Consider the following 25,716-nt stretch of genomic DNA (forward strand, 5'->3'; position numbering starts at 1 on the left):
TTTACAGAGCTCTTGTCTTAAAGAGCCCTTTTCTTTACAAAATCTGCTCTTTAAAAAACCTGTTCTTTAAAAACCTTGCTCTTTCGCCATCTTGATTGCGATTTGAGGCGCATTCCAAAGCGATGGCAGTAAGATTATGGACACCGGTACCGCTGTGATTACAATGAACGATTGCAGCGCGGAGATTCCGCCTGAACCTAGGGAAATCAGAATCAATGCTGTTACCCCCATCATCACACCCCAGAAAGTACGAATAATTGCGTTAGGCTCTGTCTCACCACTGACTACCACACTGATGGTGTAAGTCATTGAGTCACCTGTCGTTACGATGAAGATCGTCGTCAAGATCAAGAACAGAATAGAGATAAGCATTGGCATTGGTAGTTGCTGAGTTACTGCCAGTAACGCGCCAGGTAAATTAAAGCCTTCGAACGCTTTACTTACGCTGCCTGGATCTGCAATTTCAAACGCTAGACCAGAACCACCTACAATGGTGAACCAGAAACATGTTACAAACGGCGCAATAAGACTGATGGTTGATACCAATTGGCGAATACTACGGCCGCGTGAAATACGAGCGATGAAGATTGCCATCATTGGGCCGTAACCTAAGAACCAACCCCAGAAGAATACTGTCCACCAGCTCAACCAACCTTCGTCACCACGGTATGTTGCCATTGGGATGAAGTTATCTATCATGCTGCCTACACCTTGGATGTAGCCATTGAAAATGAAGTTTGTTGGGCCGAAGATCAGAATGTAGACCATCAATGCCATTGCTAAAATTACGTTGTAACGGCTTAGCATTTGCATCCCGCGGTTAAGACCACTTAATGCAGACAATGTGTAAAGAACGATAGCGAACAAGATGATGATCAGCTGTGTCGTGAAGCCATCTGGAATACCAAACAGTTCGTTCAGGGCGTAGCTCACTTGTAGGCCTAAGAAGCCAATCGGACCGATGGTGCCCGCTGCTACTGCAACAATACAACATGCATCAATCAATGCGCCTGTATGGCCTTTCAGCGCTCTTTCACCTAATACAGGGTAAAGAAGAATACGAGGTTTAAGCGGTAAGCCTTTGTCGTAGTGAAGGTGCATAACCACGATAGACGTTAAGCTACCAACGATTGCCCATGCAAGAAAACCCCAGTGCATGAATGATTGTGATAGAGCATTCACCGCGCCTTGTTGTGCATTTTCTTGTGCGCCATACAACGGAGGTGGGCTCACATAGTGCGCGATAGGCTCAGCTGCCGCCCAAAATACGCCGCCACCCGCAAGTAGTGTACAGAAGATGATTGCCATCCAGCGAAAGCCATCCATCTCAGGCTTATCGATGCCACCTAGGATAACCTTGCCTGTTCGCCCTGCCGCTAGGCCAAGACCAATAAGAAAAGTCAGAAGAAGAAGCATTTGCCAATAAGGGCCGAACACTTTTACAGACCAAGCAAAACCCGTGTTTACTAGGCTTGATAACAGCTCGCCATCAAACAAAGCAAGGGCTACGAACAGAGCAATAAAGCCGCCGCTGTACCATAGTGCTGGGTTGGTTAGTCCTAATTTGTCTGAAGTAGATTCAGACTGTGTATTATTGTTTGCTGTGTTTGTTTGACCCGCATTTACGTTTGAAGATTTCACGCTATTGGTTAAATCAGACATACTCTGACTCCAGAGGTTTCTTTGCAGCTGTCACTTTAATGATGACTACAAGAGGTGTATTTAACACCTGCCCTATTGTTTTTTGTGTTGGGCAGGCTAATCCATGTTTGGGTTACCGCGTTGCGAAATAGACCGTTGTTCCTTTTGAATAGTGAAATTGGTTAAAACAGCACGTCTAAATGAACGTTTATTAGAAGGCTGCTAATTCGATGATTGCTAGTGAAAAAACACTTAACCCTTGCTTTGAGGTTCTAGGCCATCTTTCAAGAAGTTAAACCAGTTTTCTCCCAAGACTTGCCCAGCTTCAGACTCGCTGAAACCATGGCGCATCAATCCGTTATAGATGTTTTCCATACCCGCACTACCACAGAACCAAGGCAGCGCATCTGGCCAACCTGAGTTGTTTGCAGAGCCTTCGCCATAGTCCATTGCTTTAGACCAACGACCATTTCTCATCCATTCAAGAACGGCTTGAGGTTGGTTTAAGCATAGGTCACTACCAATACCTAGGTGTTCTACGCCAACCATGTCAGCAGTCGTTGCAACCATTTGGCAGAAATCTTCCAACGTACATTGGCTGCCGTTTGGTAGGTGGAATGGGTATAAGCTGAATCCGATTAAGCCACCGCGTGCGGTTAGGGCTTTAATCACATCGTTTGATTTGTTTCGTAATGCATCATGAGCAAACGTAGGGTTCGCGTGGCTGATACAAATAGGACGAGAAGACAAGTCAATCGCTTCAAGTGTTGAGCGTTCAGCACTGTGAGACATATCGATGATCATGCCTACTCGGTTCATCTCTTCGATAGCCTGTTTACCAAAGCGCGTGATGCCTGTGTCGTTCTGCTCATAACAACCCGTCGCCAGTAAGCTTTGGTTGTTGTAAGTAAGCTGCATGATCAAAAGACCCTGCTGACGCATCACTTCGATAAGACCAATCTCATCATCGATTGGCGAACAGTTTTGAGCACCTAGAAAAATGCCGACTTTTCCCGTCGCTTTTGCAGTTTCAACATCAGCCATTGAATGAATCGGCATGATAATGTCTGCATTTTGCTCGAATCTTAGATTCCACTCAGCAAAGCGAGATAAGGTTTCACGAGCTGTCTCGTGGTAAACCGCGGTAGCGTGAACTGCTGTAATGCCGCTCGCCTTTAGTGTTTGGAAATATTCTCTGTTCCAATTGCAGTATTGCAATCCATCTATAACAATCCGTTGCTGGTACATAACCACTCCTATTGAAAGCTCAGTGTTCTAGCTCGGTTTTGAAAACACGCTCAAATAACATGTTTTCAAAAATGGGTTAAATCACTTACTGGGTGCTCAGTCTTTGAAATCTACATTGATTGAGCGTAATTGGGCTTGGATGTTGGCCTGACTCTGTGAATCAGGCCAATTCGATAGCTGGATAGCTAGAGACTTAATATCTTCAGCTATCCAATTCTTATATAGAAAGCTGCTTAGTAAGGACGCTGGTAAGCTGTCTTCACCACTGTGTAGAACTCTTTCGCGTATTGACCTTGCTCACGAGGACCGAAGCTAGACTCTTTACGACCACCAAACGGTACGTGGTAATCGGTGCCTGCTGTTGGTAGGTTCACCATCACACAACCTGTTTGCGCTTGTTGCTTGAACATTGCGCTAGTACGTAGGCTTTGAGTAATGATGCCGCCCGTTAGACCAAAGCGAGTATCGTTTGTTGTCGCAATCGCTTCTTCTAGGTCAGCGACACGAATCACGCTTGCCATTGGTGCAAACACTTCTTCTTGGTTCACTTCCCAATCGTTCTTAGTATTCAAGAACAGCGTTGGAGACATGTAAAAGCCTTCGTGTTTCATGCTTAGGCGTTCGCCACCAAATGCTAGCTCACCGCCGCTTTGACGTGCTTTCTCAACCCAACCTAGGTTCGCTTCAAGTTGGTTGCCGTCAACAACAGGGCCCATGAACACGCCGTCTTCTAGTGCGTGACCCACTTTCAGCTCGCTCATACGCTTGATCAGTGCTTCAACGTATTGGTCGTGAATGCCATCCATAACCACTAGACGAGAAGATGCTGTACATTTTTGACCTGCGCCAGAGAATGAACCTGCAATCGTTGCATCAACGGCTGTTTGGATATCAGCATCATCAGCAACCACAAGTGCGTTCTTGCTGCCCATTTCGAGTTGGCAGCGAACGAAGTTTGGCGCTGTAGCCGCCGCAACCTTACGACCCGTATCAACAGAACCAGTAAAGCTCACACCGTTCACTTCTTTAGAGTTGATCAGTGCATCACCTACTTTCGAACCACTACCCAGTACAAGGTTAAACGTACCTGCAGGCATACCTTGACGGTGGATGATTTCAGTTAGTGCAACCGCACTTGCTGGCGTTAGGTTTGCTGGTTTCCAGATAACGCTGTTACCGAAAGCAAGCGCTGGAGCGATTTTCCAAGCTGCTGTTGCCGTTGGGAAGTTCCAAGGAGAGATGATGCCGATAACGCCCACCGCTTCACGAGTCACTTCTACAGAAACACCTGGGCGTACTGATTCTGCGTTGTCGCCAATTTGACGAAGCACTTCAGCCGCAAAGTACTGGAAGAACTGACCTGCACGGTAAATTTCGCCACGACCTTCAGCAAAAGGCTTACCTTCTTCACGAGAAAGCAACGTACCTAGCTCATCACAACGTGCAATCAGCTCATCACCGATTGCTTGAAGTACTGCTTGCTTACGTTCAATCGGCGTTTTTTCCCACTCTGGTTGAGCGTGCTTTGCCGCTGAAATCGCCTGTTGAACTTGGTCAGCACTTGCTTGTGCGAAGTTACCGATGTTTTCAGAAATATCTGATGGGTTAATGTTCGCAACGGTGCTTACACCCGCTTGCCATTCGCCGCCAATGTAAAGTGCGTTTTCTGCTTGAACATTCTGTAATTGAGTCATCATTCTGTCCTTGTAACGGTTAGGTTGCGTTTGAGCCTGGCAACCATCTGATTAATGAATAAAACGTTAATTTATATAAGAAATAACGTTTAAATCTTGTATCTAAAACTGAACCAAGACGCTTGTATCAATAAAGATCTTTACAGACAAATAGCTTTAATCCGCAAATTGCCTCAGTTCACAGTATCTTTATTCAGGTTGAGAGGCTGATGCGTAAACCACGAACTCAACCAACATTTCTTCTCTTGCTAACCCTGCAACGACGACCGCAGCACGGTTTGGATAAGGTGCATTGAAGTATTCTCCGTATACGCTGTTGACCGTTTTTAGATATTCACGGTCTGTCACGTAAATCAGAACTTGCAGCACTGAATCCATAGATTCGCCTGCACACTCCAACGTATGAACAAGGTTGTTAAAAGTCTGACGCGTTTGCGCTTCGATACCGCCTTCTACTACTGCGCCAGTTTCATCAATTGGAATCTGCGCTGTGTATAGAGTGCCGTTATTAACGATTGCCCACTCTAGTGGTGCTTTTGAAGCGAAAAGCTCGGTTTTTACTGGGTGTTTTTTAGTTTGTGCGTTCACGATTCTATCCAACTTTGTAACAACTATGTTTCAAGATGGTTAAATACTGCACCTTGACGGCTGATAAATCTAACGGTAAATTTTGTGCATTTGATAAATAAAATCTATCACCTTTAAAAAAGTAAGGTATAGCAAGGCCTAGAGAAGGATTCCTGTCATGAGTATTAAGCTACAACAGTTAAAACATTTTGTTTTAGTGGTCGAAGAAGGCGGATTTAGAGCGGCATCTCACCGAGCAAATCGCTCGCAAGCGGCACTTTCAACATCGATAAAAGAGCTAGAAAAAATTCTCGGCCAACCACTGTTTGAAACGGGCAACAAATCGACGCTGACACCTTTTGGCGAAATATGTTTACCGAAAATCATTCAATTCTTAAATGTTTACAAGGCATTAGATAACGACCTCCGTGCTGCAGCAGCTGGCCAACAAGGGCGAGTTCGAATAGCGAGTGTCCCTTCAGTGGCCGCAAAACTAATCCCTAGTGTTTTAGGGGCTTTTTGCGAAAAGTACCCCAATGTTGAGGTCAGCTTAATTGACGATAATGCGGCAGGTGTGGAAGCGAGATTACTCTCTGGAGAGGTGGATGTTGCCCTCGGAAATAGCTCCCATTTAGAAGAAGAGAGCATCGATTTCACGCCTTTGCTCTCTGACCCTATTGGTGTGGTCTGCCTCAAAGACAACCCCATCGCCTCTCAACGAGAGGGAATCGAATGGCAAACTTTGTTAAAACAACCCTTCATTCGCAACGGTACTTGTACCCTACTTGACCCAACACCCGCACGAATGCTCAGCGAACAGGCTCTGTATTCAGTAGAGAACATCACTTCGTTGTTTTCGGTGTTAGAACTCGGGATAGGCGTCACCACGCTGCCTAAACTGGCTTTCCCAACCAATGAAACCCGCTTGGTGTGGATTCCGTTGATTGACCCGCCCTTACAGCGTCAGATCGGTATTTTCAGATTGGCTGACCGTACGATCTCGCCACAAGCACAAGCCTTTCATGACTTGTGTATTCAATACCTAAGCTATGAAGAGTAATAGAAAAACATGAATGAATGCGCTTCCTATAGGCCTATTGATACGACAAACATCTTTAGATTCCGATTATTTCTGTATTGAAACTGTGATTTCTGGGTCGATACTCTGCGAATTCGTCCGATAATAATTCGACCCAACCTCAGCGATACCTCTATTTTTGAGTCAATTAACCCGTATTTTCCATCTGTATGTATGTTTCCTCGCCCTCATCATTGACCCTAGATCTTGTTGCATAAGTGGTTGGACGCTGAATTTTTCATCAAATTTTCATCTTGAACCCGGTGCTGGGCGTGTTGATTCGCGTTCCAATACATCAATAATGAAAATATGATAACGATATTAAAAAATATTAGCTTAATGATAAGGAGCACCATACTGCTATTTCACTGCACAAACGAAACCTTCCAATATCAACAAAATCTTGGTTATACCCCGCTTCGAATACCAACCCGTCATCACATTTAGAAAAGACTCTAAGTCATTGAATATGCTTAATTGATAACGTCATATCTTAATATTTTTTCTCTCTAATTTTCTGGGTAAAACCTCCATTTTCTCGCTATAAACAAAGCATTTTAAATATTCATGGTTTTAATAATAGAACTATTACTTTCATAAATGAAAAACACTCATTTCAAAAATGGAATTATTGATGCCGATATTTGTCGTTTTGATCACATAATTTTAGGCGTAGTTTATATTTTGTCGAAACGATAGCGAGTTAGTTTTTAACGTTTAATTTCGTCAGGAGATATAAAGCCAGAAAGATTATTTCTTTGTTAACAAGTAAAGGTTTATTAACAAGTCAAATTGCTATTAACAAGTAAGTGCTAGTAACAAAACATATTCAAACTGTGTTTTATATTGACTTACACTGTTAAATATAAGGTTTTATTATGAGGCTTAATGGGATAAGTAGCGACATCCTTGTTGCTGCTAAAAGAGTTGTTCTCTGCCAAATAGTATTAGCCGTCGGTGTAGTTTTATATGAAGTGTTTTTTGGTAATAAAGTAGATATGGAGTCTTCAGCTTTGGGTGTCGTAATCGCGATGTTACCACCGCTGTTTGGTTTTATATATGCAAGCCTTAAGGTGCACAAGAATCCTAATTATAGTTTACGTGACTTAATGCAAATGAGTCGTGTCGTGAAAATAACCTATACGTTCTTAATGTTTATCTTGGCATTCCAGTTTTTTAAATTGGATAACCCAGTAATATTATACGCGTATATTTTCACAATGATTGGGTACTTCTTAACACCATTTATTACTGCCTCTACAAGATCGGAGTACGTGTAGTATGGATCAAGTCACTACCGCTCACGAATACATAGAGCATCACTTAACCTTCTTAACTACAGGTGATGGTTTCTGGGCGTTCAACATTGACTCAATGTTGGTATCTTGGATCACGGGTTTACTGTTTATTGGAGCTTTTCGATATGTAGTGACCAAGGGCACTAGCGGTGTTCCAGGTCGTTTTCAATGTTTTATCGAGCTTATCTTTGATTTCGTTAACAACCTAGTCAAAGAGATTTTTCAAGCGGAGGATAAATTAATAGGGCCACTGGCATTAACCACTTTTGTTTGGGTGTTGTTAATGAATGCAGTCGACCTATTGCCTATAGATTTAATACCAGGGTTAACTCGTGTAATGGGTTTAGAACACTTTAGAGACCTACCGACAGCGGATGTAAATATCCCAATGTCGATGGCACTCGGTGTGTTTATTTTATTGTTAACTTATACGTTTAAAAATAAAGGTTTGAAAGGCTTTATCAAAGAGCTAACTACTCAGCCATTTGATAACCCTCTTTTATATCCTGTTAACTTTGTTCTTGAATTAATAACATTAATTTCAAAGCCAATATCACTAGGCTTACGATTATTCGGAAATATGTATGCAGGCGAGATGATATTCATCCTTATCGCACTAATGCCTTGGTGGATGCAATGGGCACTGAGTGTTCCATGGGCCTTATTCCACATATTAATCGTATTCTTGCAAGCATTTATATTTATGGTACTGACCGTTGTTTATTTAGCGATGGCAACAGAAGAACACCATTAATTAATAACTAAAAAATTAACTAACACATTATTTATCGGAGATACAAATGGATATCGTAAGCGCAGTTTTATATGTAGCGGGTGCATTACTGATCGGTTTAGGTGCAGCAGGTGCAGCATCTGGTATTGGTAACTTAGCAGGTAAATACCTTGAAGGTGTAGCTCGTCAACCAGACCTTACTCCAATGCTTCGTACTCAATTCTTCATCATGATGGGTCTTGTGGATGCTGTACCGATGATTGGTGTTGGTATCGGTCTATACATCATCTTTGCCGTGGCTTAATGAAAAGCTTTGAAAAGATCGATTTGTAAATAATCAAGATTTAGTGAGGAAGGTATGAACTTAAATGCCAGCATGTTTGGTCAAGCAATCTCATTCGTGATTTTTGTTTGGCTATGCATGAAATATGTATGGCCCCCTCTCACCGCGATGTTAGACGAGCGCCAAAAAGAAATCGCTGATGGTTTACGCCACTCAGAGAATGCAGCGAAAGAGCTAGAACTAGCAAAATCAAATGGCGCACAACTCGTCGCCGATGCGAAAAGAAATGTGACTGAACTGATTGAGCAAGGCAAAAAACGCCGCAACGAAATCATCACCTTAGCTCACCAAGAAGGTGAGCAAGAAAAAGCACGTATCTTAGAACAAGGTAGAGCTGAGCTAGAAGGCGAACGTCAAAAGTTACGCCGTGAACTTCAAGCGGATATGGCAGATGCTGTTATTCAAAGTGCACAGAAATTGATCAGCAAAAACCTAGATTCCGAAACGAACCGAGCGTTAGTTGATCAAATGATAAGCGAACTCTAAACGGAGGCAATATGTCAGATTACACCAATATTGCTCATCCCTACGCTAAAGCATCGTTCGACTTTGCTTTAGGTGAAAACAAGTTGCAAGAGTGGCACTCAATGCTGTCGATTCTTGTGACTGTGGCGGAAGAAGAAACGATCGCTAAACAGATTTCATCAGCAGAAGGTGTTCACACACAGCAATCTGAAGAACTGGTCAATCTCATCATTCACGTTTGCCAAGGACTCGTTGATGACCACGTCATTAATCTCATTAAAGTCTTGGCTGAGAATGGCCGTCTTGCAGTGATCAGAGACTTGTTTAACTTGTTCAGCGACCTAAAGGACGAACATGAACGTGTAATCCCTGTCACTGTCACCAGTTCAGAATTGCTTACACAAGATCAAGTTACATCACTCACTGCTGCACTTGAGAAGAAATTAGAACGTCAGGTTGAAATGGAACAGGTTATTGATGACTCGCTGGTTGGCGGGATCGTCATCAAGGCGGGTGAAACCGTCATCGATGGTTCTTTGAACACATCAATTAACCGATTAGCCCATCAACTTCACGCGAGATAGGTAACAATTATGCAATTAAATTCAAATGAAATCAGCGATCTAATCAAAGATCGCATCTCGAAATTTAATGTGAGCACCGAAGCTCGCAACGAAGGCACCATAGTCTCGGTTCGTGACGGCATCATTACCATAAACGGCCTTGCGGATGTCATGCAGGGTGAGATGATCGAGCTTCCAGGAGGCAAATACGCCCTCGCACTTAACCTAGATACCCACTCAGTCGGTGCCGTAGTTATGGGCCCCTACACTGACCTATCTGAAGGTATGAAAGTGAAAGGTACTGGCCGTATCTTGGAAGTGCCTGTCGGTAACGGACTGCTTGGCCGTGTAGTGAACACATTAGGCGAGCCAATCGATGGCAAAGGCCCAGTGAGTTGTGACCGGCTCGACCCTGTAGAAGTAATTGCACCCGGCGTAATCGAGCGTAAGTCCGTCGATCAGCCCATTCAGACAGGCTATAAAGCGGTAGACACCATGGTGCCTATCGGTCGCGGTCAACGTGAACTTATCATCGGTGACCGTCAGACTGGTAAAACAGCGTTAGCTATCGATGCGATCATCAATCAAAAAGATTCTGGCATCAAATGCGTGTATGTGGCTATTGGCCAGAAAGCCTCCACTATCGCCAACGTTGTTCGTAAACTCGAAGACCACGATGCGCTTAAAAATACCATCGTTGTTGTGGCGTCAGCATCAGAATCAGCAGCGCTTCAATACCTAGCCCCCTATGCAGGTTGCACCATGGGCGAATACTTCCGTGACCGCGGTGAAGATGCATTGATCATCTATGATGACCTATCAAAACAAGCCGTCGCTTACCGTCAAATCTCATTGCTACTTAAGCGTCCACCGGGTCGTGAAGCCTTCCCTGGCGACGTATTCTACCTCCACTCACGCCTACTAGAACGTGCAGCACGAGTTAATGCGGAATATGTAGAGAAGTTTACGAACGGTGAAGTGAAAGGCCAAACAGGCTCACTGACAGCGCTTCCTATCATTGAAACTCAAGCGGGTGACGTATCTGCGTTTGTACCAACCAACGTAATCTCAATTACTGATGGTCAGGTATTCCTACAAACCCAACTATTCAACTCAGGTCTACGTCCTGCAGTTGACCCAGGTATCTCGGTATCTCGTGTGGGTGGCGCGGCTCAGTGCAAGATCATCAAGAAACTGTCGGGTGGTATCCGTACATCGTTAGCTCAATACCGAGAGTTAGCCGCATTTGCTCAGTTCTCTTCTGACTTAGACGACATGACGCGCAAGCAGCTTGATCATGGTGAGCGTGTAACCGAACTGATGAAGCAAAAGCAATACTCGCCGATGTCTGTCGCTGAACAAGCAACGGTTATCTACGCAGCAGAAAAAGGCTATTTGGCTGACGTAGAGTTGAACAAAATTGCGCGTTTTGAAGAAGAATTGATTGCTTACGCAAAAGGTCAAAACCCAGAGTTGTTCGACACCATCAACGCTAATGGTGACTACAACGATGAAATTGATGGCGCTCTTGCAAAGCTTCTCGGTGACTTTGTAGCGTTGAAAGCTTGGTAAACGCTCCGGTTTGTTGGCTGGAAATCAAAGCAAATTAGGAGCAGATAATGGCAAATACTAAAGAAATTCGCACCAAGATAGGCAGTGTTAGTAACACTCAGAAAATCACCAGTGCAATGGAGATGGTTGCGGCAAGTAAGATGCGTAAGGTTCAAGACAATATGACGCTAACACGTCCATATGCGGAGAACATGCGCAAAGTTATCTCTCATGTCGCATCAGGGTCGCTGGAATACCAGCATCCCTACCTTCAACAGCGTGAACCAAAACGCGTTGCTTACATCATTATTTCGTCCGATCGGGGCTTATGTGGTGGCTTGAACTCGAACTTGTTCAAGAAAGTGTTAGAAGAAATGGAGCAATGGCGCACCAAGGGAGTCGAGGTAGAAACAACCTTAGTGGGATCTAAGGCTATCTCGTTCTTCCAACGCAGCGGCAATGTTATCGCGCAAACGTCAGGCCTTGGTGACGCGCCTAAATTAGAAGACATTTTAGGTACGGTTAACGCGATGCTAGGGCATTACGACGACGAAAAAATCGACAGCTTGTATCTCGTTTATAACCAGTTCATCAACACCATGGTTCAAGAACCAACGACCTTGCAGTTGCTGCCACACCCTTCAGATTCTGAGGCCGATGGAGGCGCGAAAAAAGCACGTCGTTGGGACTACATCTATGAGCAAGCACCAAGAGACATCCTCTCTGAGCTGTTACATCGATACATTGAATCGCAAGTGTATCAAGGCATCGTAGAGAGCATTGCCTGTGAGCAAGCAGCCCGAATGGTGGCCATGAAAGCGGCGACCGATAACGCAGGCCAACTCATCGATGATTTGCAGTTGGTATACAACAAAGCGCGACAGGCTGCCATTACCCAAGAACTGAGTGAAATAGTCTCAGGTGCTCAAGCTGTCTAAGGGCAGAAAGAGTGGGTTAAGAATAGAATTTGAGGATTTAGAGATGAGTGTTGGAAAAATAGTTAAGGTTATCGGCGCGGTGGTAGACGTCGAGTTCAGCGGCGGCAACAGCCCACGCGTTTATGATGCATTGAAAGTGACTAGCGAGGAAGCAAGCTCGCTCGTATTGGAAGTTCAGCAACAACTGGGTGGCAGTATCGTTCGTTGTATTGCAATGGGTACGTCAGATGGCTTGCGCCGTGGCCTAACTGTTGAAAACACCGGTTCTCCAATCACCGTTCCTGTGGGCGAAGAAACCTTAGGCCGTATCATGAACGTTCTTGGTCAGCCTATCGATGAATGCGGTGAAATCGGTCAAAAAGAAAGCTACGAAATTCACCGTGAAGCACCCTCTTATGAAGAACAAGCCAACAGCACTGAACTTCTTGAGACTGGCGTTAAAGTTATCGACCTTATTTGTCCGTTCGCTAAGGGCGGTAAAATCGGTCTGTTCGGTGGTGCTGGCGTAGGTAAAACCGTCAACATGATGGAGCTTATCAACAACATCGCAAAAGCCCACTCAGGTCTCTCTGTATTTACCGGTGTTGGTGAGCGTACTCGTGAAGGTAACGACTTCTACTACGAGATGAAAGAAGCGGGTGTACTAGACAAAGTAGCCATGGTTTACGGCCAAATGAACGAGCCACCGGGAAACCGTCTACGTGTTGCACTTACAGGCCTGACTATGGCTGAGCGCTTCCGTGATGAAGGTCGTGACGTACTGTTGTTCATTGATAACATTTACCGTTACACGCTTGCAGGGACTGAGGTGTCAGCGCTGTTAGGTCGTATGCCTTCTGCAGTAGGTTACCAACCAACACTCGCTGAAGAGATGGGTGTGCTTCAAGAGCGTATCACCTCGACTAGACAAGGCTCTATCACGTCTATCCAAGCGGTATACGTACCTGCGGATGACTTGACCGATCCATCACCAGCAACAACCTTTGCTCACTTAGATGCGACCGTTGTACTGTCTCGTAATATCGCGGCATTGGGCCTCTACCCTGCAATCGACCCATTGGATTCAACATCTCGCCAATTGGACCCGCTTGTGGTTGGTCAAGAGCACTATGACATTGCACAAAAAGTCCAAACAACGCTGCAACGCTACAAAGAGCTAAAAGACATCATCGCGATTCTTGGTATGGATGAGCTGTCTACTGAAGACAAACAGACCGTATCTCGCGCTCGTAAGATTGAACGTTTCTTAACTCAGCCTTACCACGTAGCCGAAGTGTTTACCGGTCAGAAAGGTGTATTTGTACCGTTAAGCGAAACACTAAGAGGCTTTAAAGGCCTGTTAGGCGGCGAATATGACGATATCCCAGAGCAGGCATTCTTGTACTGTGGCTCTATCGACGAAGTGCTTAACAAAGCAAAATCACTCTAAGAGGCAGGTGCACCATGGCTATCGGAATTACAGATAATACATTTCAACTTAATATTGTAAGTGCGGAAGGTACGCTGTTTTCAGGTCCAGCGTATGCCCTAGCCGTTTCTGGCGCTGACGGTGAGCTGGGGATCCGCCCCGGTCACTCCCCGCTTCTCAGTAAGATCAAGCCGGGCGTAACAGTGTTTGTCACAGATCCTAAATCAGAAGGGCAAGTGCTTTATGTCTCTGGCGGAATGCTCGAAGTTCAGCCGGATGTGGTAACGGTGTTAGCCGATACTGCCTTGCACGGCCAAGATATTGACCGCGCTCGCGCAGAAGAAGCGAAATATGCAGCTCTAGAAAATATCAATAAGGGCAATGTAGACATCAACTTTGCACAAGCTCAGCTTGAACTAGCAAAAGCCGTCGCCCAGCTTCGCGCATCAGAACTGACGTCTTCTCGCACCCGCCACTGAGAATAGAACTTAGATGCTTAATGCTTAATGCTTAATGCTTAATGCTTAACATGTAAATAGTCTATCCACTTAAAAACAGTTTAAGTGGGTAGACTACATCCGATGTTATTGAATCAACCCCTTCCCTGCCGACTCCTTATTTACTCGCCTTATCCACTAGCATCTTCACATTACTTCTCAGCAAAACGCGCTTGGTGCGGATCTAGCTCATGACCAAGAGGCTGTGTAAGTGAATGATAAAGCTCTGGCTTACGACCACGAATCCAACGTCTGCCCGTACACATCTCTAACTCTTCTGCTTTTAGCTCTGCAATCACCATGTCGTTATCAACGCTGTCAGTCTCGGTCATGATTTCCCCATAAGGGCTCAAAATCATCGCATTACCGGTTCTAACTTCATCCATATCAACGCCGACACCATTACTGAACACCACAAACAGGCCGTTATCGTGCGCTCTTGCAGGCAGCCAACGCATTAACCACTCGCGCCCATTCTTACCCTGCATTTCAGCACGAATCGCCTCTGGGTTTTCATCTCGGTTAAACCATAACTCTGGGTCAATGCGCTTCATCGCATTCGGGCTTCGTGAATGACAACCGCCCGTCTGATGTGGCGCGATCAATATATCTGCACCTTTCAAAGCAGTGATCCTGACATTTTCGACCAAGTTGTTATCCCAACAAATCAAGATACCCACTTTGCAACCATGCGGCGTATCGAACACCGTGTATTGATCACCACTGCTCATGTGCGGGCTAACGAAGGTGTGCAGTTTACGGTGTTTCTGAACTTCTCCATTTGGCATGGCGAATACGTAGGTGTTGTATAGCTCGCCATCCGCGCCCTGCTCTATCAAGCCCACGCCAACACTCATTCCAAATTGCGTTGCCAACGAAACTAGTTTTTGAGTCGATTCGCCTCTCGGTACGGGCTCCGCTAGCGCTTCTATATCATCTCTCGACAAAACAGACACATGCCAATAACCGGTGATACACATCTCTGGGAAACTGATGATCTCTATACCACTGTTCGCAGCCTGTTGAACGTATTGCTCTATAAGCGACAAGTTATATGCCTTGTCACCTGCGTGGTGATTAAATTGAACCGACGCTACTTTGATGTCTCTCTTCATGATTCGTCCTCGAATTTCGCTTAATCTGATTTGGTATGGACTCAGTATAAAAAATCGATTCAATTCCATATAATGAAAGATATTCTCAATTCAATGAGTACTTGGAATGGAATTTGATCTACTGAAGGCATTTTGTCAGCTAGCTAAATCAGGCAATTACCGCTTGGCATCAGAGCAGCTCTACATCACTCAATCGGCACTCACTAAAAAGATTCAAAGACTTGAATCCAACATTGGGGCATCTTTGTTTTCTCGTGGCAGGAATGGCGCAGAGCTGACGCACGCAGGCAAAACGTTACTGGCAGAAGCCCAACGTTTGGTTCATTCTATGCAGGCGTTTGAACAACTGTCAGGCTCTGTGGTGAACGGAACTCAGGGGCATTTGAACATTGGCTTTGGTGTTTCCACTTATCATGAAGCGCCCAAGCTTATTGCGGCTTATAAACAGCAATACCCAGACGTTCACATCACCTTAAATGACACACCTTCTAAGCAGCAGACGGATGAGTTATTGAGTCACGAACTCGATATCAGCTTCAATCGGATACCCAACTCTGTGGGTTTGGAAAGTCTAACTCTGTTCAATGATTCCCTTGTAATAGCGGTACACAAAGATCTCCTCAAACAAGCGCCAGGCAACGATCAGGTTCTCTCTAAGTTATCGAAATGGCCTTATTTAAAGCTCGCCCAACATCGCGGCCCCGGATTAGACAGACAGATCCAACAATATTGTCTTTCCAATAAAATCGACTTATCAAAGACACAAGAAGCCGACGACATTCTTACCCTACTGGCGTTAGTTTCGGCCAATATCGGTTTCACTATTGTGCCAAACAGCGCGCAGTACATTAGTAACACCGATGTGGAATTCATTGCATTACAAGGTGAACACGCCACTTGGCCAGTCGGGTTGATATGGAATGGAGAGAGTGAAAACCCACTTAGGGATAGGTTTGTAGAGTTTGTGGCTCATCAAAAATAAAATTAGGTCAGGACCTAATTTACACCTACAAAAAAGGCTCACTAAATAGTGAGCCTTTTGATATCTGTTTAACGTAAACCTGGGTCTAACGGTGCTTACGTTTCAAAGTAATAATTTTAGAAGAATTCAATCGAGTTACGGCCGCTTTTGTCGTCACGTGTTGGCTTCGGCGTATCCGCTTTCTTTTTCGGTTTGTTTTCTTTCTTCTTCTCTTTTTTCTCTTTCTTTGGTTCAGCCGTTGCGCTTAGCATTTCTGCTTTGCTTTTCTTAGATTCTTTCTTCTTAGAATCCTTTTTAGACTGACCTTTCTTCGCCTTGTTCTCTTTTTTAGGCGCTTCTTTCTTTTTCGGCTTTTCTGATTCTTCTTGTACTGGCTGATCACACACCACTACATAGTATTCTTGGTTGAATTCAAAGAAGTCGCCATCGTACATTTTACGACGCTTACGGGTTTCTAGCTCACCATTTACCGCTACGTAGCCTTCAGAGATGATGTGTTTAGCTTCTCCGCCACCACTCACTAGGTTAGCAATTTTAAACACTTTGTAGAGCTCGATTGGCTGTGATGAAACATCAATACCAATTGCTTCAATTTCAATCTCTTCGCCTTCTTCGCCCAGCTCTTGGCCTTCGTAATCAGCGTCTTCGTAATGTTCTTGGTCCATGGTGACCTCTACCTAAATATGTACTTCTGAAATATTGGGCGCAGTGTAATCTTAAAACAACTAAATGACCATGTTGAATTGATCAGGTCATTATTTGTTTTAGTGCTGACACCTTCGTTATAACGTCCCACCAACATTGGAAAGACTCACAAGTTGCTTGGTGTATTCATGCTGCGGATTACCAAACAAAGTCTCAGTGTCACCCTTCTCTATTACCTCGCCAGCTTTCATCACGATGGTGTAATGACACAGGGATTTCACAACATTCAGATCATGGCTGATAAACAGATAGGTTAGGCCATACTTTTCTTGAAGTGACTTCAGCAAATCCAGCACTTGAGCTTGGACGGTTCTGTCTAATGACGATGTTGGCTCATCGAGCAAGATAAACTCTGGTTTAAGGATCAAAGCACGAGCAATCGCAATACGCTGCCTTTGGCCTCCAGAAAATTCGTTGGGGTAACGGTGGCGAGTTTCTGGGTCTAAGTCGACCTCTTTCATTACGTCACAGATGCGTTGGTCGAGTTCATTCTCATCCAATTGTTGATGCACTAACAAACCCTCACCAATCACTTGAGCAACTGACATTCTCGGGTTCAACGCAGAAAATGGGTCTTGAAAGACCACTTGCATACGGCTTCTAAATGGAAGCATCTTTTTGCGGTCTAAACCTTGCAGCTGTTCATTCGAGTAGGTAATTGACCCTTCGCTATCCACTAATTTGAGTATCGCCATACCGGTTGTCGATTTGCCAGAGCCACTTTCGCCAACTAAACCGATGGAATGCCCTTTCTTCAAAGTGAACTCCATGTCTGTTACGGCTTTGACATGAGAAATGGTTCGCTTGAATAAACCGCCCGTAATCGGGAACCAAACACGAAGTTGGTTAACATCAAGCAAAGGTTTACTGTCAGAAGAAACCGGTACAGGTAAACCTTTCGGGTCAGAGTTGATAAGCTTTTGCGTGTATGGATGAGCTGGCGCATTAAAAAGTGTTTGGCAGTCATTGCTTTCCACGACTCGGCCATCTTTCATTACTGCCACTCTGTCGGCAATTTGACGAACGATACTCAAATCATGGGTGATGAAAAGCATCGCCATACCCAGCTCTTGTTGTAGGTCCTTCAACAAATCCAAAATCTGCGCTTGTACCGACACATCCAATGCCGTCGTCGGCTCGTCAGCGATAAGCAGCTCAGGTTCGTTGATCAGTGCCATCGCAATCATCACACGCTGACGCTCTCCACCTGATAGCTCGTGCGGGTACGCTGATATCTTCTGCTCTGGGTAACGAATACCCACCTTTGAAAGCCACTCTATCGCCAAGGCTTGAGCTTTATTGGTTCGCATTCCTCGGTGAATAGAAAGAGTTTCAACTAGCTGCTTACCGACTCGGTGAAGTGGGTTAAGCGAAACCATAGGCTCTTGGAAGATCATGCCGATGCGGCCACCACGAATCCCGCGCAGCTGTCTTTCAGAACAACTCAGGATATCGGTACCAGAGAAATTAATCTTACCGTTTAAGTAATGAGATGAGCCTTTTGGTAACAGCTTTAAAATCGAATTAGCCGTAACCGATTTACCGGAGCCACTCTCGCCCACCAGCGCGAGTGTCTCACCTTTGTATATTTCTAAAGAGACATCTTGCGTCACTTGTTCTATCGAATCTTTTCGCCCGAAACCGACAGACAATTTATCTATGGTTAGAACTGGAGACGTGTCGGAACTACCTGTTGCTGATCTTGCAGTAGAAACGTTATTGGAAGCAGGAACTGTATTTGAAGTCATGACCTATCCTTACTTCTGTTGATGTGGGTCGAAAGCATCACGCACCGCTTCACCAACGAAGACAAGTAACGTCAACATCAGAGAAAGTACGACGAAAGCAGAGATGCCAAGCCAAGGCGCTTGCAAGTTAGCTTTACCTTGCGCCAATAGCTCACCTAATGAAGGCGAACCCGCAGGCAAACCAAAGCCTAAGAAATCTAATGAGGTTAACGTAGTGACCGAGCCAGAAAGGATAAACGGCATCATGGTTAACGATGCCACCATCGCGTTGGGTAGCATGTGGCGAAGCATAATGCGTTTATCGTCGACACCCATGGCTTGCGCGGCTCTTACGTAATCAAAGTTTCTACAGCGTAAGAATTCAGCTCGAACAATCCCAACCAAACTCATCCAACTGAACAACACCATAATCCCGAGCAACCACCAGAAATTAGGCTCAATAAAGCTCGACAGAATGATCAGCAAGAACAGGGTCGGCATTCCAGACCAGACTTCAATAAAGCGCTGCCCAAACAAGTCGACCCAACCACCGTAATAACCTTGTGTCGCGCCGACTACGACACCGACAACGCTCGATACAATCGTCAGAATGAAACCAAACAGAACAGAGATACGAAAACCATAAATGATGCGAGCTAGCACATCGCGCCCTTTATCATCGGTTCCAAGCCAGTTCACTGAATCTGGCTCCGATGGCACCGCGCCCGAAATATCGAAGTTTATCGTATCGTAGCTAAAAGGAATGATTGGCCACACGATGTAACCGCTGTCTTCAATGAGTTCGATAACATAAGGATCTTTGTAGTCGGCTTCGGTTTCAAACTCGCCGCCAAATTCTGTCTCAGCGTACTCATTGATAACAGGTACAAACCACTGATTATCATAAGACACCAAGAGTGGCTTGTCGTTTGCAATGATCTCAGCGAACAGGCTCAATCCAAACAAAATGGTAAATATCCAAAGGGAGATAAAACCACGCTTGTTTGCTTTAAAACGTAACCAACGAGCTTCAGCTAAAGGGTTGTTAAACATTTATTATCAATACCTTGTTATTCGTTCGCCATTAACGCGCTTCAAAATCAATTCGAGGATCAACCCAGGTATAAGTCAGGTCGGAGATAATGCTCAGCACCAAGCCAAGCAAGGTCATGATATAGAGAGAACTGAACACCACTGGGTAATCTCGTTGAATGGTCGATTCAAAGCCGAGCAGGCCGATGCCTTCGAGTGAAAACATCACTTCAATTAACATAGAACCCGTGAAGAAAATACTAATAAACGCGCTTGGAAAACCGGCAATAATGATCAACATGGCATTACGAAAAACGTGCTTGTAGAGAATACTGCTCTCGTCCAAACCTTTCGCTCGCGCGGTCACCACATATTGCTTATTGATCTCATCAAGGAAGGAGTTTTTGGTCAGCATGCTCAGTGTGGCAAAGCCGCCGATGACCATCGCAAAAATAGGCAAAGCTAAGTGCCAGAAATAGTCGCCTATTTGCTGATACCAATTGAGCTGGTCGAAGTTACTCGACACTAACCCACGCAATGGGAACCAACTGAAGTAGTTACCACTCGCAAACAAAATAATCAGGATAATCGCAAACAAGAAACCTGGAACGGCATAGCCAACAATGATCACCGCACTCGACCAAATATCAAAGCGAGAGCCGTGATGTATCGCCTTCATGATGCCTAGAGGTATCGAGATCACGTAGATGATTAAGGTACTCCACAATCCCAAGGAGATGGAAACAGGCAGCCGCTCGATGATGAGGTCAATGACGTTACCTCCCTTAAACAGGCTTTCACCAAAGTTAAAGGTCGCGTAGTTTTTCAACATATCGAAGTAGCGAACGTGAATCGGCTTATCAAAACCAAACTGTTTTTTGATCTCTTCAACCACTTCAGGATCAAGCCCGCGAGAGCCTTTATAGCCGCTTGCAGACGCTTGGTCACTTTCGCTTAAATCAACTTCTTGTCCACCACCAGAAAAGCGCTCCATGATGCCAGAGTTGTGCCCTTCTAGTTGAGCAACGGCTTGCTCTACCGGACCTCCAGGCGCTATCTGGATGATGAAAAAGTTGATGGTGATGATCGCCCACAGCGTGGGGATCACCAACAATAAACGCCGAAATATATACGCGGCCATGCTAACTAACTCCTAGCGACGTTTTTCAGGAAGCAAAGCCGCCTTCTCTTCTGAAATCCACCATGTATCGATACCTAAATCGTATTTAGGCAATACATCTGGACGCTCAAACTTGTCCCACATTGCTACGCGATATTCACCGACGTGCCATTGCGGGATGTTGTAGAAATTCCACTGCAATACACGGTCAAGTGAACGACCTAACGTAAGCAGCTTTTCAGGATGCTGTTGGTTACGCGCAATTTCTTCTGTTAACGCGTCAACCACCGGATCCATCACACCTGCAGTATTGTAAGTAGAATCAATGTAGTTAGAGTTCCAAACGATCATTAAGTTCGGGCTAGGATAAGGGTTTGCGGAAAATGACGACGAAACCATGTCGAAGTCACGATCACGAAGACGCTTGATGTACTGGGTGGTATCGATGGTACGGATCTTCATCTCGATACCCATGCGCTTGAGATTCTTTTGAACCGGCGTTGCGATTCGTTCCGTGGTTGGGCTGTAAATCAACAACTCAAATGACATCGTCTTACCGGTCTTTTCGTTGGTCATCACTTTGTCTTTCAATACCCAACCCGCTTCTTTCAGCAGTTTGAAAGCGGTACGCATTTGGCTACGAATACGGCCGCTGCCGTCGGTTACTGAAGGTTGGAATTCTTCGGTAAACACTCGCGCTGGAATCTGATCTTTGTACTGAGACAACAACTCAACTTCAGCTTCGCTTGGTAAGCCTTTCGCTTCATAGTCAGTGTTTTGGAAGTAACTACGAGTCCGTTTGTACTGACCATAAAACATGTTCTTGTTCATCCACTCAAAGTCCATCGCGTACGTTAACGCTTCACGAACTTTAGGATCAGAGAACACTGGAGATTGAATATTGAAGACAAAACCTTGAGTCGTTTCAGGCTTCTCATGGTTGATCTCTTCTTTAATGATGTAGCCTTTATCGAAGTTTGCGCCCGTGTAAGAGTTGGCCCAGAACTTAGCCGAGTTCTCGGTTCGAAGATCGAACTCCCCTGCTTTGAAGGCTTCCAGCATTACGGTGTCATCGCGATAGTAATCGTATTGCACTTGCTTGAAGTTATTACGGCCAACGTTGACTGGTAGGTCTGCTGCCCAGTAGTTTTCATCTAGGCCGTAGGTCACACTTTGCCCAGATTTATAGCTAATGATCTTATAGGGACCACTACCGACTGGTGGCTCGCTTAGAGGCTCAGACAGTTTTCTGTCTTTCCAGAAATGTTTTGGCAATACACGAGTGCTTTGCGCAAAGCTAAACAGTTTTTCGCGGTTTGGACTGTTCATTTCAATACGAACAACCAAATCAGAGACCGCTTTTACTGACTTAATCTCTTTGTAATACACACGATACTGAGGCACACCTTCTTTTGAAAACTTGTCAAAAGTGAAGGCAACATCGTGCGCGGTAATAGGTTCGCCATCTTGGAATTTAGCATTTGGGTTGATGTCGATTTCCATCCAAGTGAAATCACTGGCGTAGCGAACCTTTGAAGCAATCAATGGATAGCACGCATCAATCTCGTCGCTCGGAGAAAACATCAAGGTATCGTAAATCTCTCCGGTATAACTTGCAGCAACGCCGCGAGAACCGAATCGATTAAAGCTATCGTAGGTACCTATACTGCCATAGGTCACTTTGCCCTGCTTTGGCGCATCAGGATTAACGTAATCGAAGTGAGTGAAGTCGGCTGGATATTTTGCTTCACCAAAACCAACCAATTGTGTGGTTTCAATAACGGTGACAGCAGGAGTGGATTGGGTATCAGAAGCGTAAGTAACGGAGGGTTGTAAAGCAATAAGCGGCAGCATAACTGCACAGGACTTTAAATTAGACCTGAAAAACTGAGTGCGCTGCGAGGCTTTGCGTCGAAAAACTGTTCCCATTTGACTCTCCCTTCAAATGTCATGAATTCGATATTCAAGTTAATTAATCGGCTTTGAATGCATGCCGTTAAATCAAGTATAGGTTCAAATCTAACATCATGTAATAACTAATAAAACCATCAGCACCCTAACTCTTACCGTTTATTTACAATTAACTCGTCACCACTCGAATTTATTTGATGACGCAGCAAGCTAAAGCTGCGTCACAATAATCTCACTAACGTAACTGACAGAAGCGTCACTGACTTTGATTGGCTTAATTAATCAAACTTAACCCCCAAATAATCAACAAACTATACTTTACTGGAGTATCCTTGCTGCCTAGGTCTAAATGGAATGACACTTTGAATAAACCAAACCACATAACATTCGCAACGTTCAATCTTTTGAACTACCTCGAACCACCGAATGCTTACTATGATTTTGAGAACATCTACAGCTTCGATGAATGGCAGAAGAAACAGCACTGGATGGCTGAAACGATTCGTTCATTAGATTGTGATGTGATTGGCTTTCAAGAGATATTTAGCCCGCAGTCTTTAGAGCAGTTAATGAATGAACTTGGCTACCCTTACTTTGCTGTTGTCGATAGTGCACACGTTGAGGATGACTACTTATATACCTCACCTGTCGTTGGTATCGCTTCCCGTTACCCGATTGAAAACGTGCAGCCTGTTACGCCAGATTCGAAGTTACTGAAAGCGTTCAACCTTAGTGACAACTTCTCATTCAACCGAACACCTGTTCATGCCACTATTACGTTGCCTCATTTAGGTTCAACCGACTGTTATGTTGTGCATTTCAAATCACAGCGTCCGACGGAGCCAAGAACTGAATCTGTCGATTCGGATAACGCTCAGCAAGGTGCAAAGCCACAAAGTGACACGCTCACTCGCTTCCACCAAGAACAACTTGGCTCTTGGTTATCGAGTGTTCAACGTGGCCTTGAAGCTCAGATGCTGCATCAATACATCACCAATCATCGCTACCAAACCGATCAGCCTGTTGTGTTGATGGGTGACTTTAATAAACCATTATTCCACGATGAGTTTAAAGGGCTGTTGAGTTACGCAATAAACCGAGACGAAAACAGCAAGCATTGGCTTTCCCACTTCCGCTTAAAAGACAGCTGGGATATTTATCATCAATTGCATGAACAAGACTTGCTTGAACAGCGTAAACCAACCCATTACTACGGAGCTTCTGGGTCTGTACTGGATTACATTTTGATGTCGAACGAATTCGATTGTCAGAACTCTTCAAGTTTGATGGAATTGTCTGATTACACAGTGGTCGATCATCACCTCATCAATCCAAGCTTCGAGCACGATCAATTCAGTACGGACCATGCCATCGTTGCTGTAACCGCTCATATTCGTGAAGCTTAACTGCCCGATGCAGGTTCGCTTTAAAACAGGCGTCTTACCTAATCCGAACATGTAAAAACGCAAGCTGTAACAGACAGAAAAAAACCGCAGTCAAAAACTGCGGCTTTCCACTTTAGCCAAACGGGTTGAGCCAACCGACGCCCCATTTAGAACCGATTTACCGTTTAGCAAGGTGTGAAACTTAGAATGTGTACATTGCGCCTAAGTAAAAAGAGTCCAGAACAACGGTTTCTTCTGTCTTGTGTCCGTTGTCGTTATCTTCGATGTCAAAAGCATCGGCTTCGTACGCTAGGCGAAAGCTCAACGAAGACATTGTAGGTGGTGTGTATTCAACACCAACCCCCATACGGATGCCGTCTCCCGTATCATCAAAACCACTTTCTGAAGGGCGAGAGCCGTCTGCAAGCTTCATGTCTAGATCAATAGTCGATAAACCGATAGTACCAAATGGACGAACGCCATTATCAAACGTGTAACCAAGATTAGCCGTTACTGAAAAGATTTGAGGTGTCCAAGTGAAACCATCATTACGACCTGGTGATTTAGCAACAACATCACCAAAGTCCGTGTATTGCGCTTCAATCGCAACGATGCGATTAAATTTGTAACCTGCAATCAAACGATATGTGGTGTCTTCTGCTTCAAAGCTAACGGGTACATTTACAGAATCAAACATGCCACCGTCATCCACACCAGACGTACCGATTGCACCACCTAGGTAGAAACCGCTGTCCGCTGCCATTACGTTGTTTGCTGAAAATACTGACATCATTGCGATGCTTAGAAGAAATTTTTTGTTCATTACGGCTTGACCTTACTTAATGCAAATCAAGATTGTTACGCCTTCCTGTGCTGCACAATCTTGTTAGAGTTATCCGACACCCCGTCGAATTAGCAAGCAGGTTAATCTCACAGAAAACAAAAAAATAAATAAAAATATAATCACTTTGTAATCTCATACAACACAATCAGTTATAGCTAAATAACCATTTGAATAATCGACAAATAAAATCCATCTATTTCTTAAAAATACCTCCCATCAATTTTCAAACCATCCCATTTTTAGATTTTATTCGTGCAGACTTACGCATGCTTACTTTCAACAGTGACGTTATTTTGCATAATCCGCGCGCTTTATCTGCTATCCCAACCCACTCCTCCACAATGAAGAATGAGAAAGATCGAAAAACAATGAATAACGAAATCCACTTTGGCGACCTAACTCTTAACGTAGATACTCGAAACATCACGAACAAACAGGGGAACAAGATCTATTTACGTCACCACTTGTTTTCCGTGCTTTGTCTACTGTCGCAAAGCGCTGGACAACCCATCCCTAGAAAAGACATCGTGAACGCATGTTGGGGAAACGAAACGGTGCCGACACAAGCACTAACCAATGTCATTTATTGCTTAAGGAATGTTTTTGTTCGCTTGAGAGCATCTAACATCAAAATTGTTACGATTCCTCGATATGGCTATACGTTGTTCGTCATACCCAATACAAATGAAGCTGGATATGTAGCAATAGAAACACCCCTTAAAACCTCCCCTATAGAATCTGTTCAAAATGTTCCGGTGAATAAACTTTAGCTCCCTTTGCCTTAAGTTAACGTTACGTTGCCTTACCTTCTTAATTGCCGATGAAAGTGATTGCGATCACCAAAAAACGCCCCATCGAAACGTTTCGATGA

Annotated in this window: 24 protein-coding genes; 13 read left to right on the forward strand and 11 right to left on the reverse strand. The window is 44.5% G+C overall.

Features of this window, described 5'->3' with window-relative positions; translation table 11 throughout:
• Positions 1–66: 66 nt before the first annotated feature.
• The 4 genes from M4S28_RS24085 to M4S28_RS24100 all read right to left on the reverse strand — a co-directional run bounded on the left by M4S28_RS24085 (position 67) and on the right by M4S28_RS24100 (position 5,171).
• The gene (locus M4S28_RS24085) at positions 67–1,662 is read right to left on the reverse strand and encodes a BCCT family transporter (protein ID WP_004730416.1); all 1,596 of its coding nucleotides are present in this window, start codon (positions 1,660–1,662) and stop codon (positions 67–69) included.
• 231 nt (positions 1,663–1,893) lie between these two features.
• Positions 1,894–2,889 (reverse strand): membrane dipeptidase, encoded by a 996-nt coding sequence (locus M4S28_RS24090; RefSeq protein WP_004730415.1) that lies wholly within the window; start codon positions 2,887–2,889, stop codon positions 1,894–1,896.
• A 233-nt stretch (positions 2,890–3,122) separates the two neighbouring features.
• Positions 3,123–4,583 carry an aldehyde dehydrogenase family protein gene (locus M4S28_RS24095; protein ID WP_004730413.1) on the reverse strand — a complete coding sequence of 487 codons (1,461 nt, stop codon included), beginning with the start codon at positions 4,581–4,583 and terminating at the stop codon, positions 3,123–3,125.
• A gap of 189 nt (positions 4,584–4,772) precedes the next feature.
• On the reverse strand, positions 4,773–5,171 hold the full coding sequence (locus tag M4S28_RS24100; protein ID WP_004730412.1) for a RidA family protein: 399 nt from the start codon (positions 5,169–5,171) through the stop codon (positions 4,773–4,775).
• 157 nt (positions 5,172–5,328) lie between these two features.
• On the opposite strand from M4S28_RS24100, the gene M4S28_RS24105 reads away from it, so the two are divergent.
• The 10 genes from M4S28_RS24105 to M4S28_RS24150 all read left to right on the forward strand — a co-directional run bounded on the left by M4S28_RS24105 (position 5,329) and on the right by M4S28_RS24150 (position 14,006).
• Complete coding sequence (locus tag M4S28_RS24105; protein ID WP_004730410.1) at positions 5,329–6,210, forward strand: LysR family transcriptional regulator; 882 nt, start codon at positions 5,329–5,331, stop codon at positions 6,208–6,210.
• 896 nt (positions 6,211–7,106) lie between these two features.
• The gene (locus tag M4S28_RS24110) at positions 7,107–7,508 is read left to right on the forward strand and encodes a hypothetical protein (protein WP_004730409.1); all 402 of its coding nucleotides are present in this window, start codon (positions 7,107–7,109) and stop codon (positions 7,506–7,508) included.
• 1 nt (position 7,509) lies between these two features.
• The gene (gene atpB, locus M4S28_RS24115) at positions 7,510–8,280 is read left to right on the forward strand and encodes a F0F1 ATP synthase subunit A (protein WP_017082381.1); all 771 of its coding nucleotides are present in this window, start codon (positions 7,510–7,512) and stop codon (positions 8,278–8,280) included.
• 46 nt (positions 8,281–8,326) lie between these two features.
• Positions 8,327–8,563, forward strand: a complete 237-nt coding sequence (atpE, locus tag M4S28_RS24120; protein ID WP_004730405.1) for a F0F1 ATP synthase subunit C — start codon at positions 8,327–8,329, stop codon at positions 8,561–8,563.
• 54 nt (positions 8,564–8,617) lie between these two features.
• Positions 8,618–9,088, forward strand: coding sequence for a F0F1 ATP synthase subunit B (locus M4S28_RS24125; RefSeq protein WP_017074010.1), 471 nt, complete (start codon positions 8,618–8,620; stop codon positions 9,086–9,088).
• A gap of 11 nt (positions 9,089–9,099) precedes the next feature.
• Positions 9,100–9,651 carry a F0F1 ATP synthase subunit delta gene (locus M4S28_RS24130; RefSeq protein WP_009844933.1) on the forward strand — a complete coding sequence of 184 codons (552 nt, stop codon included), beginning with the start codon at positions 9,100–9,102 and terminating at the stop codon, positions 9,649–9,651.
• A gap of 9 nt (positions 9,652–9,660) precedes the next feature.
• Positions 9,661–11,202, forward strand: coding sequence for a F0F1 ATP synthase subunit alpha (atpA, locus tag M4S28_RS24135; RefSeq protein WP_009844932.1), 1,542 nt, complete (start codon positions 9,661–9,663; stop codon positions 11,200–11,202).
• Positions 11,203–11,249: 47 nt separating this feature from the next.
• Positions 11,250–12,119, forward strand: coding sequence for a F0F1 ATP synthase subunit gamma (gene atpG / locus M4S28_RS24140; protein ID WP_009844931.1), 870 nt, complete (start codon positions 11,250–11,252; stop codon positions 12,117–12,119).
• Positions 12,120–12,162: 43 nt separating this feature from the next.
• The gene (atpD, locus tag M4S28_RS24145) at positions 12,163–13,548 is read left to right on the forward strand and encodes a F0F1 ATP synthase subunit beta (protein ID WP_004730394.1); all 1,386 of its coding nucleotides are present in this window, start codon (positions 12,163–12,165) and stop codon (positions 13,546–13,548) included.
• Positions 13,549–13,562: 14 nt separating this feature from the next.
• Positions 13,563–14,006 carry a F0F1 ATP synthase subunit epsilon gene (locus tag M4S28_RS24150; protein ID WP_004730391.1) on the forward strand — a complete coding sequence of 148 codons (444 nt, stop codon included), beginning with the start codon at positions 13,563–13,565 and terminating at the stop codon, positions 14,004–14,006.
• A 170-nt stretch (positions 14,007–14,176) separates the two neighbouring features.
• Here the strand turns inward: M4S28_RS24150 and M4S28_RS24155 are convergent, their stop codons facing one another.
• Positions 14,177–15,139, reverse strand: coding sequence for a nitrilase family protein (locus M4S28_RS24155; RefSeq protein ID WP_249633075.1), 963 nt, complete (start codon positions 15,137–15,139; stop codon positions 14,177–14,179).
• Positions 15,140–15,245: 106 nt separating this feature from the next.
• On the opposite strand from M4S28_RS24155, the gene M4S28_RS24160 reads away from it, so the two are divergent.
• Positions 15,246–16,121 carry a LysR family transcriptional regulator gene (locus tag M4S28_RS24160; RefSeq protein ID WP_249633076.1) on the forward strand — a complete coding sequence of 292 codons (876 nt, stop codon included), beginning with the start codon at positions 15,246–15,248 and terminating at the stop codon, positions 16,119–16,121.
• 116 nt (positions 16,122–16,237) lie between these two features.
• Here M4S28_RS24160 and M4S28_RS24165 read toward each other — a convergent pair whose 3' ends face one another.
• The 5 genes from M4S28_RS24165 to M4S28_RS24185 form a co-directional block, all read right to left on the reverse strand.
• Positions 16,238–16,786 carry an RNA-binding S4 domain-containing protein gene (locus M4S28_RS24165; RefSeq protein WP_012600784.1) on the reverse strand — a complete coding sequence of 183 codons (549 nt, stop codon included), beginning with the start codon at positions 16,784–16,786 and terminating at the stop codon, positions 16,238–16,240.
• A gap of 117 nt (positions 16,787–16,903) precedes the next feature.
• Positions 16,904–18,574: a microcin C ABC transporter ATP-binding protein YejF gene (yejF, locus tag M4S28_RS24170; RefSeq protein WP_249633077.1), complete on the reverse strand. Its 1,671-nt coding sequence runs from the start codon at positions 18,572–18,574 to the stop codon at positions 16,904–16,906.
• A 9-nt stretch (positions 18,575–18,583) separates the two neighbouring features.
• Complete coding sequence (locus M4S28_RS24175) at positions 18,584–19,606, reverse strand: ABC transporter permease (RefSeq protein WP_004730360.1); 1,023 nt, start codon at positions 19,604–19,606, stop codon at positions 18,584–18,586.
• Between the two features lie 31 nt (positions 19,607–19,637).
• Positions 19,638–20,726, reverse strand: coding sequence for a microcin C ABC transporter permease YejB (locus tag M4S28_RS24180; RefSeq protein WP_065606030.1), 1,089 nt, complete (start codon positions 20,724–20,726; stop codon positions 19,638–19,640).
• Between the two features lie 12 nt (positions 20,727–20,738).
• Positions 20,739–22,634 carry an extracellular solute-binding protein gene (locus M4S28_RS24185; RefSeq protein ID WP_249633078.1) on the reverse strand — a complete coding sequence of 632 codons (1,896 nt, stop codon included), beginning with the start codon at positions 22,632–22,634 and terminating at the stop codon, positions 20,739–20,741.
• 344 nt (positions 22,635–22,978) lie between these two features.
• Here M4S28_RS24185 and M4S28_RS24190 point away from each other — a divergent pair, with 344 nt between their 5' ends.
• A complete protein-coding gene (locus tag M4S28_RS24190; RefSeq protein WP_102556587.1) occupies positions 22,979–24,022 on the forward strand; it encodes an endonuclease/exonuclease/phosphatase family protein in 1,044 nt (347 codons plus the stop codon).
• 181 nt (positions 24,023–24,203) lie between these two features.
• Here the strand turns inward: M4S28_RS24190 and M4S28_RS24195 are convergent, their stop codons facing one another.
• Positions 24,204–24,824, reverse strand: a complete 621-nt coding sequence (locus tag M4S28_RS24195; protein ID WP_249633079.1) for a porin family protein — start codon at positions 24,822–24,824, stop codon at positions 24,204–24,206.
• A gap of 389 nt (positions 24,825–25,213) precedes the next feature.
• On the opposite strand from M4S28_RS24195, the gene M4S28_RS24200 reads away from it, so the two are divergent.
• Positions 25,214–25,615 (forward strand): winged helix-turn-helix domain-containing protein, encoded by a 402-nt coding sequence (locus tag M4S28_RS24200; RefSeq protein ID WP_249633080.1) that lies wholly within the window; start codon positions 25,214–25,216, stop codon positions 25,613–25,615.
• Positions 25,616–25,716 lie beyond the last annotated feature (101 nt).

This window comes from Vibrio sp. J383 (genome assembly GCF_023503985.1).
GTDB classification, from domain to species: Bacteria; Pseudomonadota; Gammaproteobacteria; order Enterobacterales; family Vibrionaceae; genus Vibrio; species Vibrio splendidus.

Bases quoted from the DNA above. Each gene is read 5' to 3' on its own strand.
- M4S28_RS24160 (WP_249633076.1), top strand. From the start codon at position 15,246: ATGGAATTTGATCTACTGAAGGCATTTTGTCAGCTAGCTAAATCAGGC.
- M4S28_RS24105 (WP_004730410.1), top strand. From the start codon at position 5,329: ATGAGTATTAAGCTACAACAGTTAAAACATTTTGTTTTAGTGGTCGAA.
- M4S28_RS24150 (WP_004730391.1), top strand. From the start codon at position 13,563: ATGGCTATCGGAATTACAGATAATACATTTCAACTTAATATTGTAAGT.
- M4S28_RS24085 (WP_004730416.1), bottom strand. From the start codon at position 1,662: ATGTCTGATTTAACCAATAGCGTGAAATCTTCAAACGTAAATGCGGGT.
- atpD (WP_004730394.1), top strand. From the start codon at position 12,163: ATGAGTGTTGGAAAAATAGTTAAGGTTATCGGCGCGGTGGTAGACGTC.
- M4S28_RS24125 (WP_017074010.1), top strand. From the start codon at position 8,618: ATGAACTTAAATGCCAGCATGTTTGGTCAAGCAATCTCATTCGTGATT.
- M4S28_RS24130 (WP_009844933.1), top strand. From the start codon at position 9,100: ATGTCAGATTACACCAATATTGCTCATCCCTACGCTAAAGCATCGTTC.
- M4S28_RS24180 (WP_065606030.1), bottom strand. From the start codon at position 20,726: ATGGCCGCGTATATATTTCGGCGTTTATTGTTGGTGATCCCCACGCTG.
- M4S28_RS24165 (WP_012600784.1), bottom strand. From the start codon at position 16,786: ATGGACCAAGAACATTACGAAGACGCTGATTACGAAGGCCAAGAGCTG.
- yejF (WP_249633077.1), bottom strand. From the start codon at position 18,574: ATGACTTCAAATACAGTTCCTGCTTCCAATAACGTTTCTACTGCAAGA.
- atpE (WP_004730405.1), top strand. From the start codon at position 8,327: ATGGATATCGTAAGCGCAGTTTTATATGTAGCGGGTGCATTACTGATC.
- M4S28_RS24090 (WP_004730415.1), bottom strand. From the start codon at position 2,889: ATGTACCAGCAACGGATTGTTATAGATGGATTGCAATACTGCAATTGG.
- M4S28_RS24095 (WP_004730413.1), bottom strand. From the start codon at position 4,583: ATGACTCAATTACAGAATGTTCAAGCAGAAAACGCACTTTACATTGGC.
- M4S28_RS24200 (WP_249633080.1), top strand. From the start codon at position 25,214: ATGAATAACGAAATCCACTTTGGCGACCTAACTCTTAACGTAGATACT.
- M4S28_RS24175 (WP_004730360.1), bottom strand. From the start codon at position 19,606: ATGTTTAACAACCCTTTAGCTGAAGCTCGTTGGTTACGTTTTAAAGCA.
- M4S28_RS24195 (WP_249633079.1), bottom strand. From the start codon at position 24,824: ATGAACAAAAAATTTCTTCTAAGCATCGCAATGATGTCAGTATTTTCA.
- atpB (WP_017082381.1), top strand. From the start codon at position 7,510: ATGGATCAAGTCACTACCGCTCACGAATACATAGAGCATCACTTAACC.
- M4S28_RS24155 (WP_249633075.1), bottom strand. From the start codon at position 15,139: ATGAAGAGAGACATCAAAGTAGCGTCGGTTCAATTTAATCACCACGCA.
- M4S28_RS24185 (WP_249633078.1), bottom strand. From the start codon at position 22,634: ATGGGAACAGTTTTTCGACGCAAAGCCTCGCAGCGCACTCAGTTTTTC.
- atpG (WP_009844931.1), top strand. From the start codon at position 11,250: ATGGCAAATACTAAAGAAATTCGCACCAAGATAGGCAGTGTTAGTAAC.
- atpA (WP_009844932.1), top strand. From the start codon at position 9,661: ATGCAATTAAATTCAAATGAAATCAGCGATCTAATCAAAGATCGCATC.
- M4S28_RS24110 (WP_004730409.1), top strand. From the start codon at position 7,107: ATGAGGCTTAATGGGATAAGTAGCGACATCCTTGTTGCTGCTAAAAGA.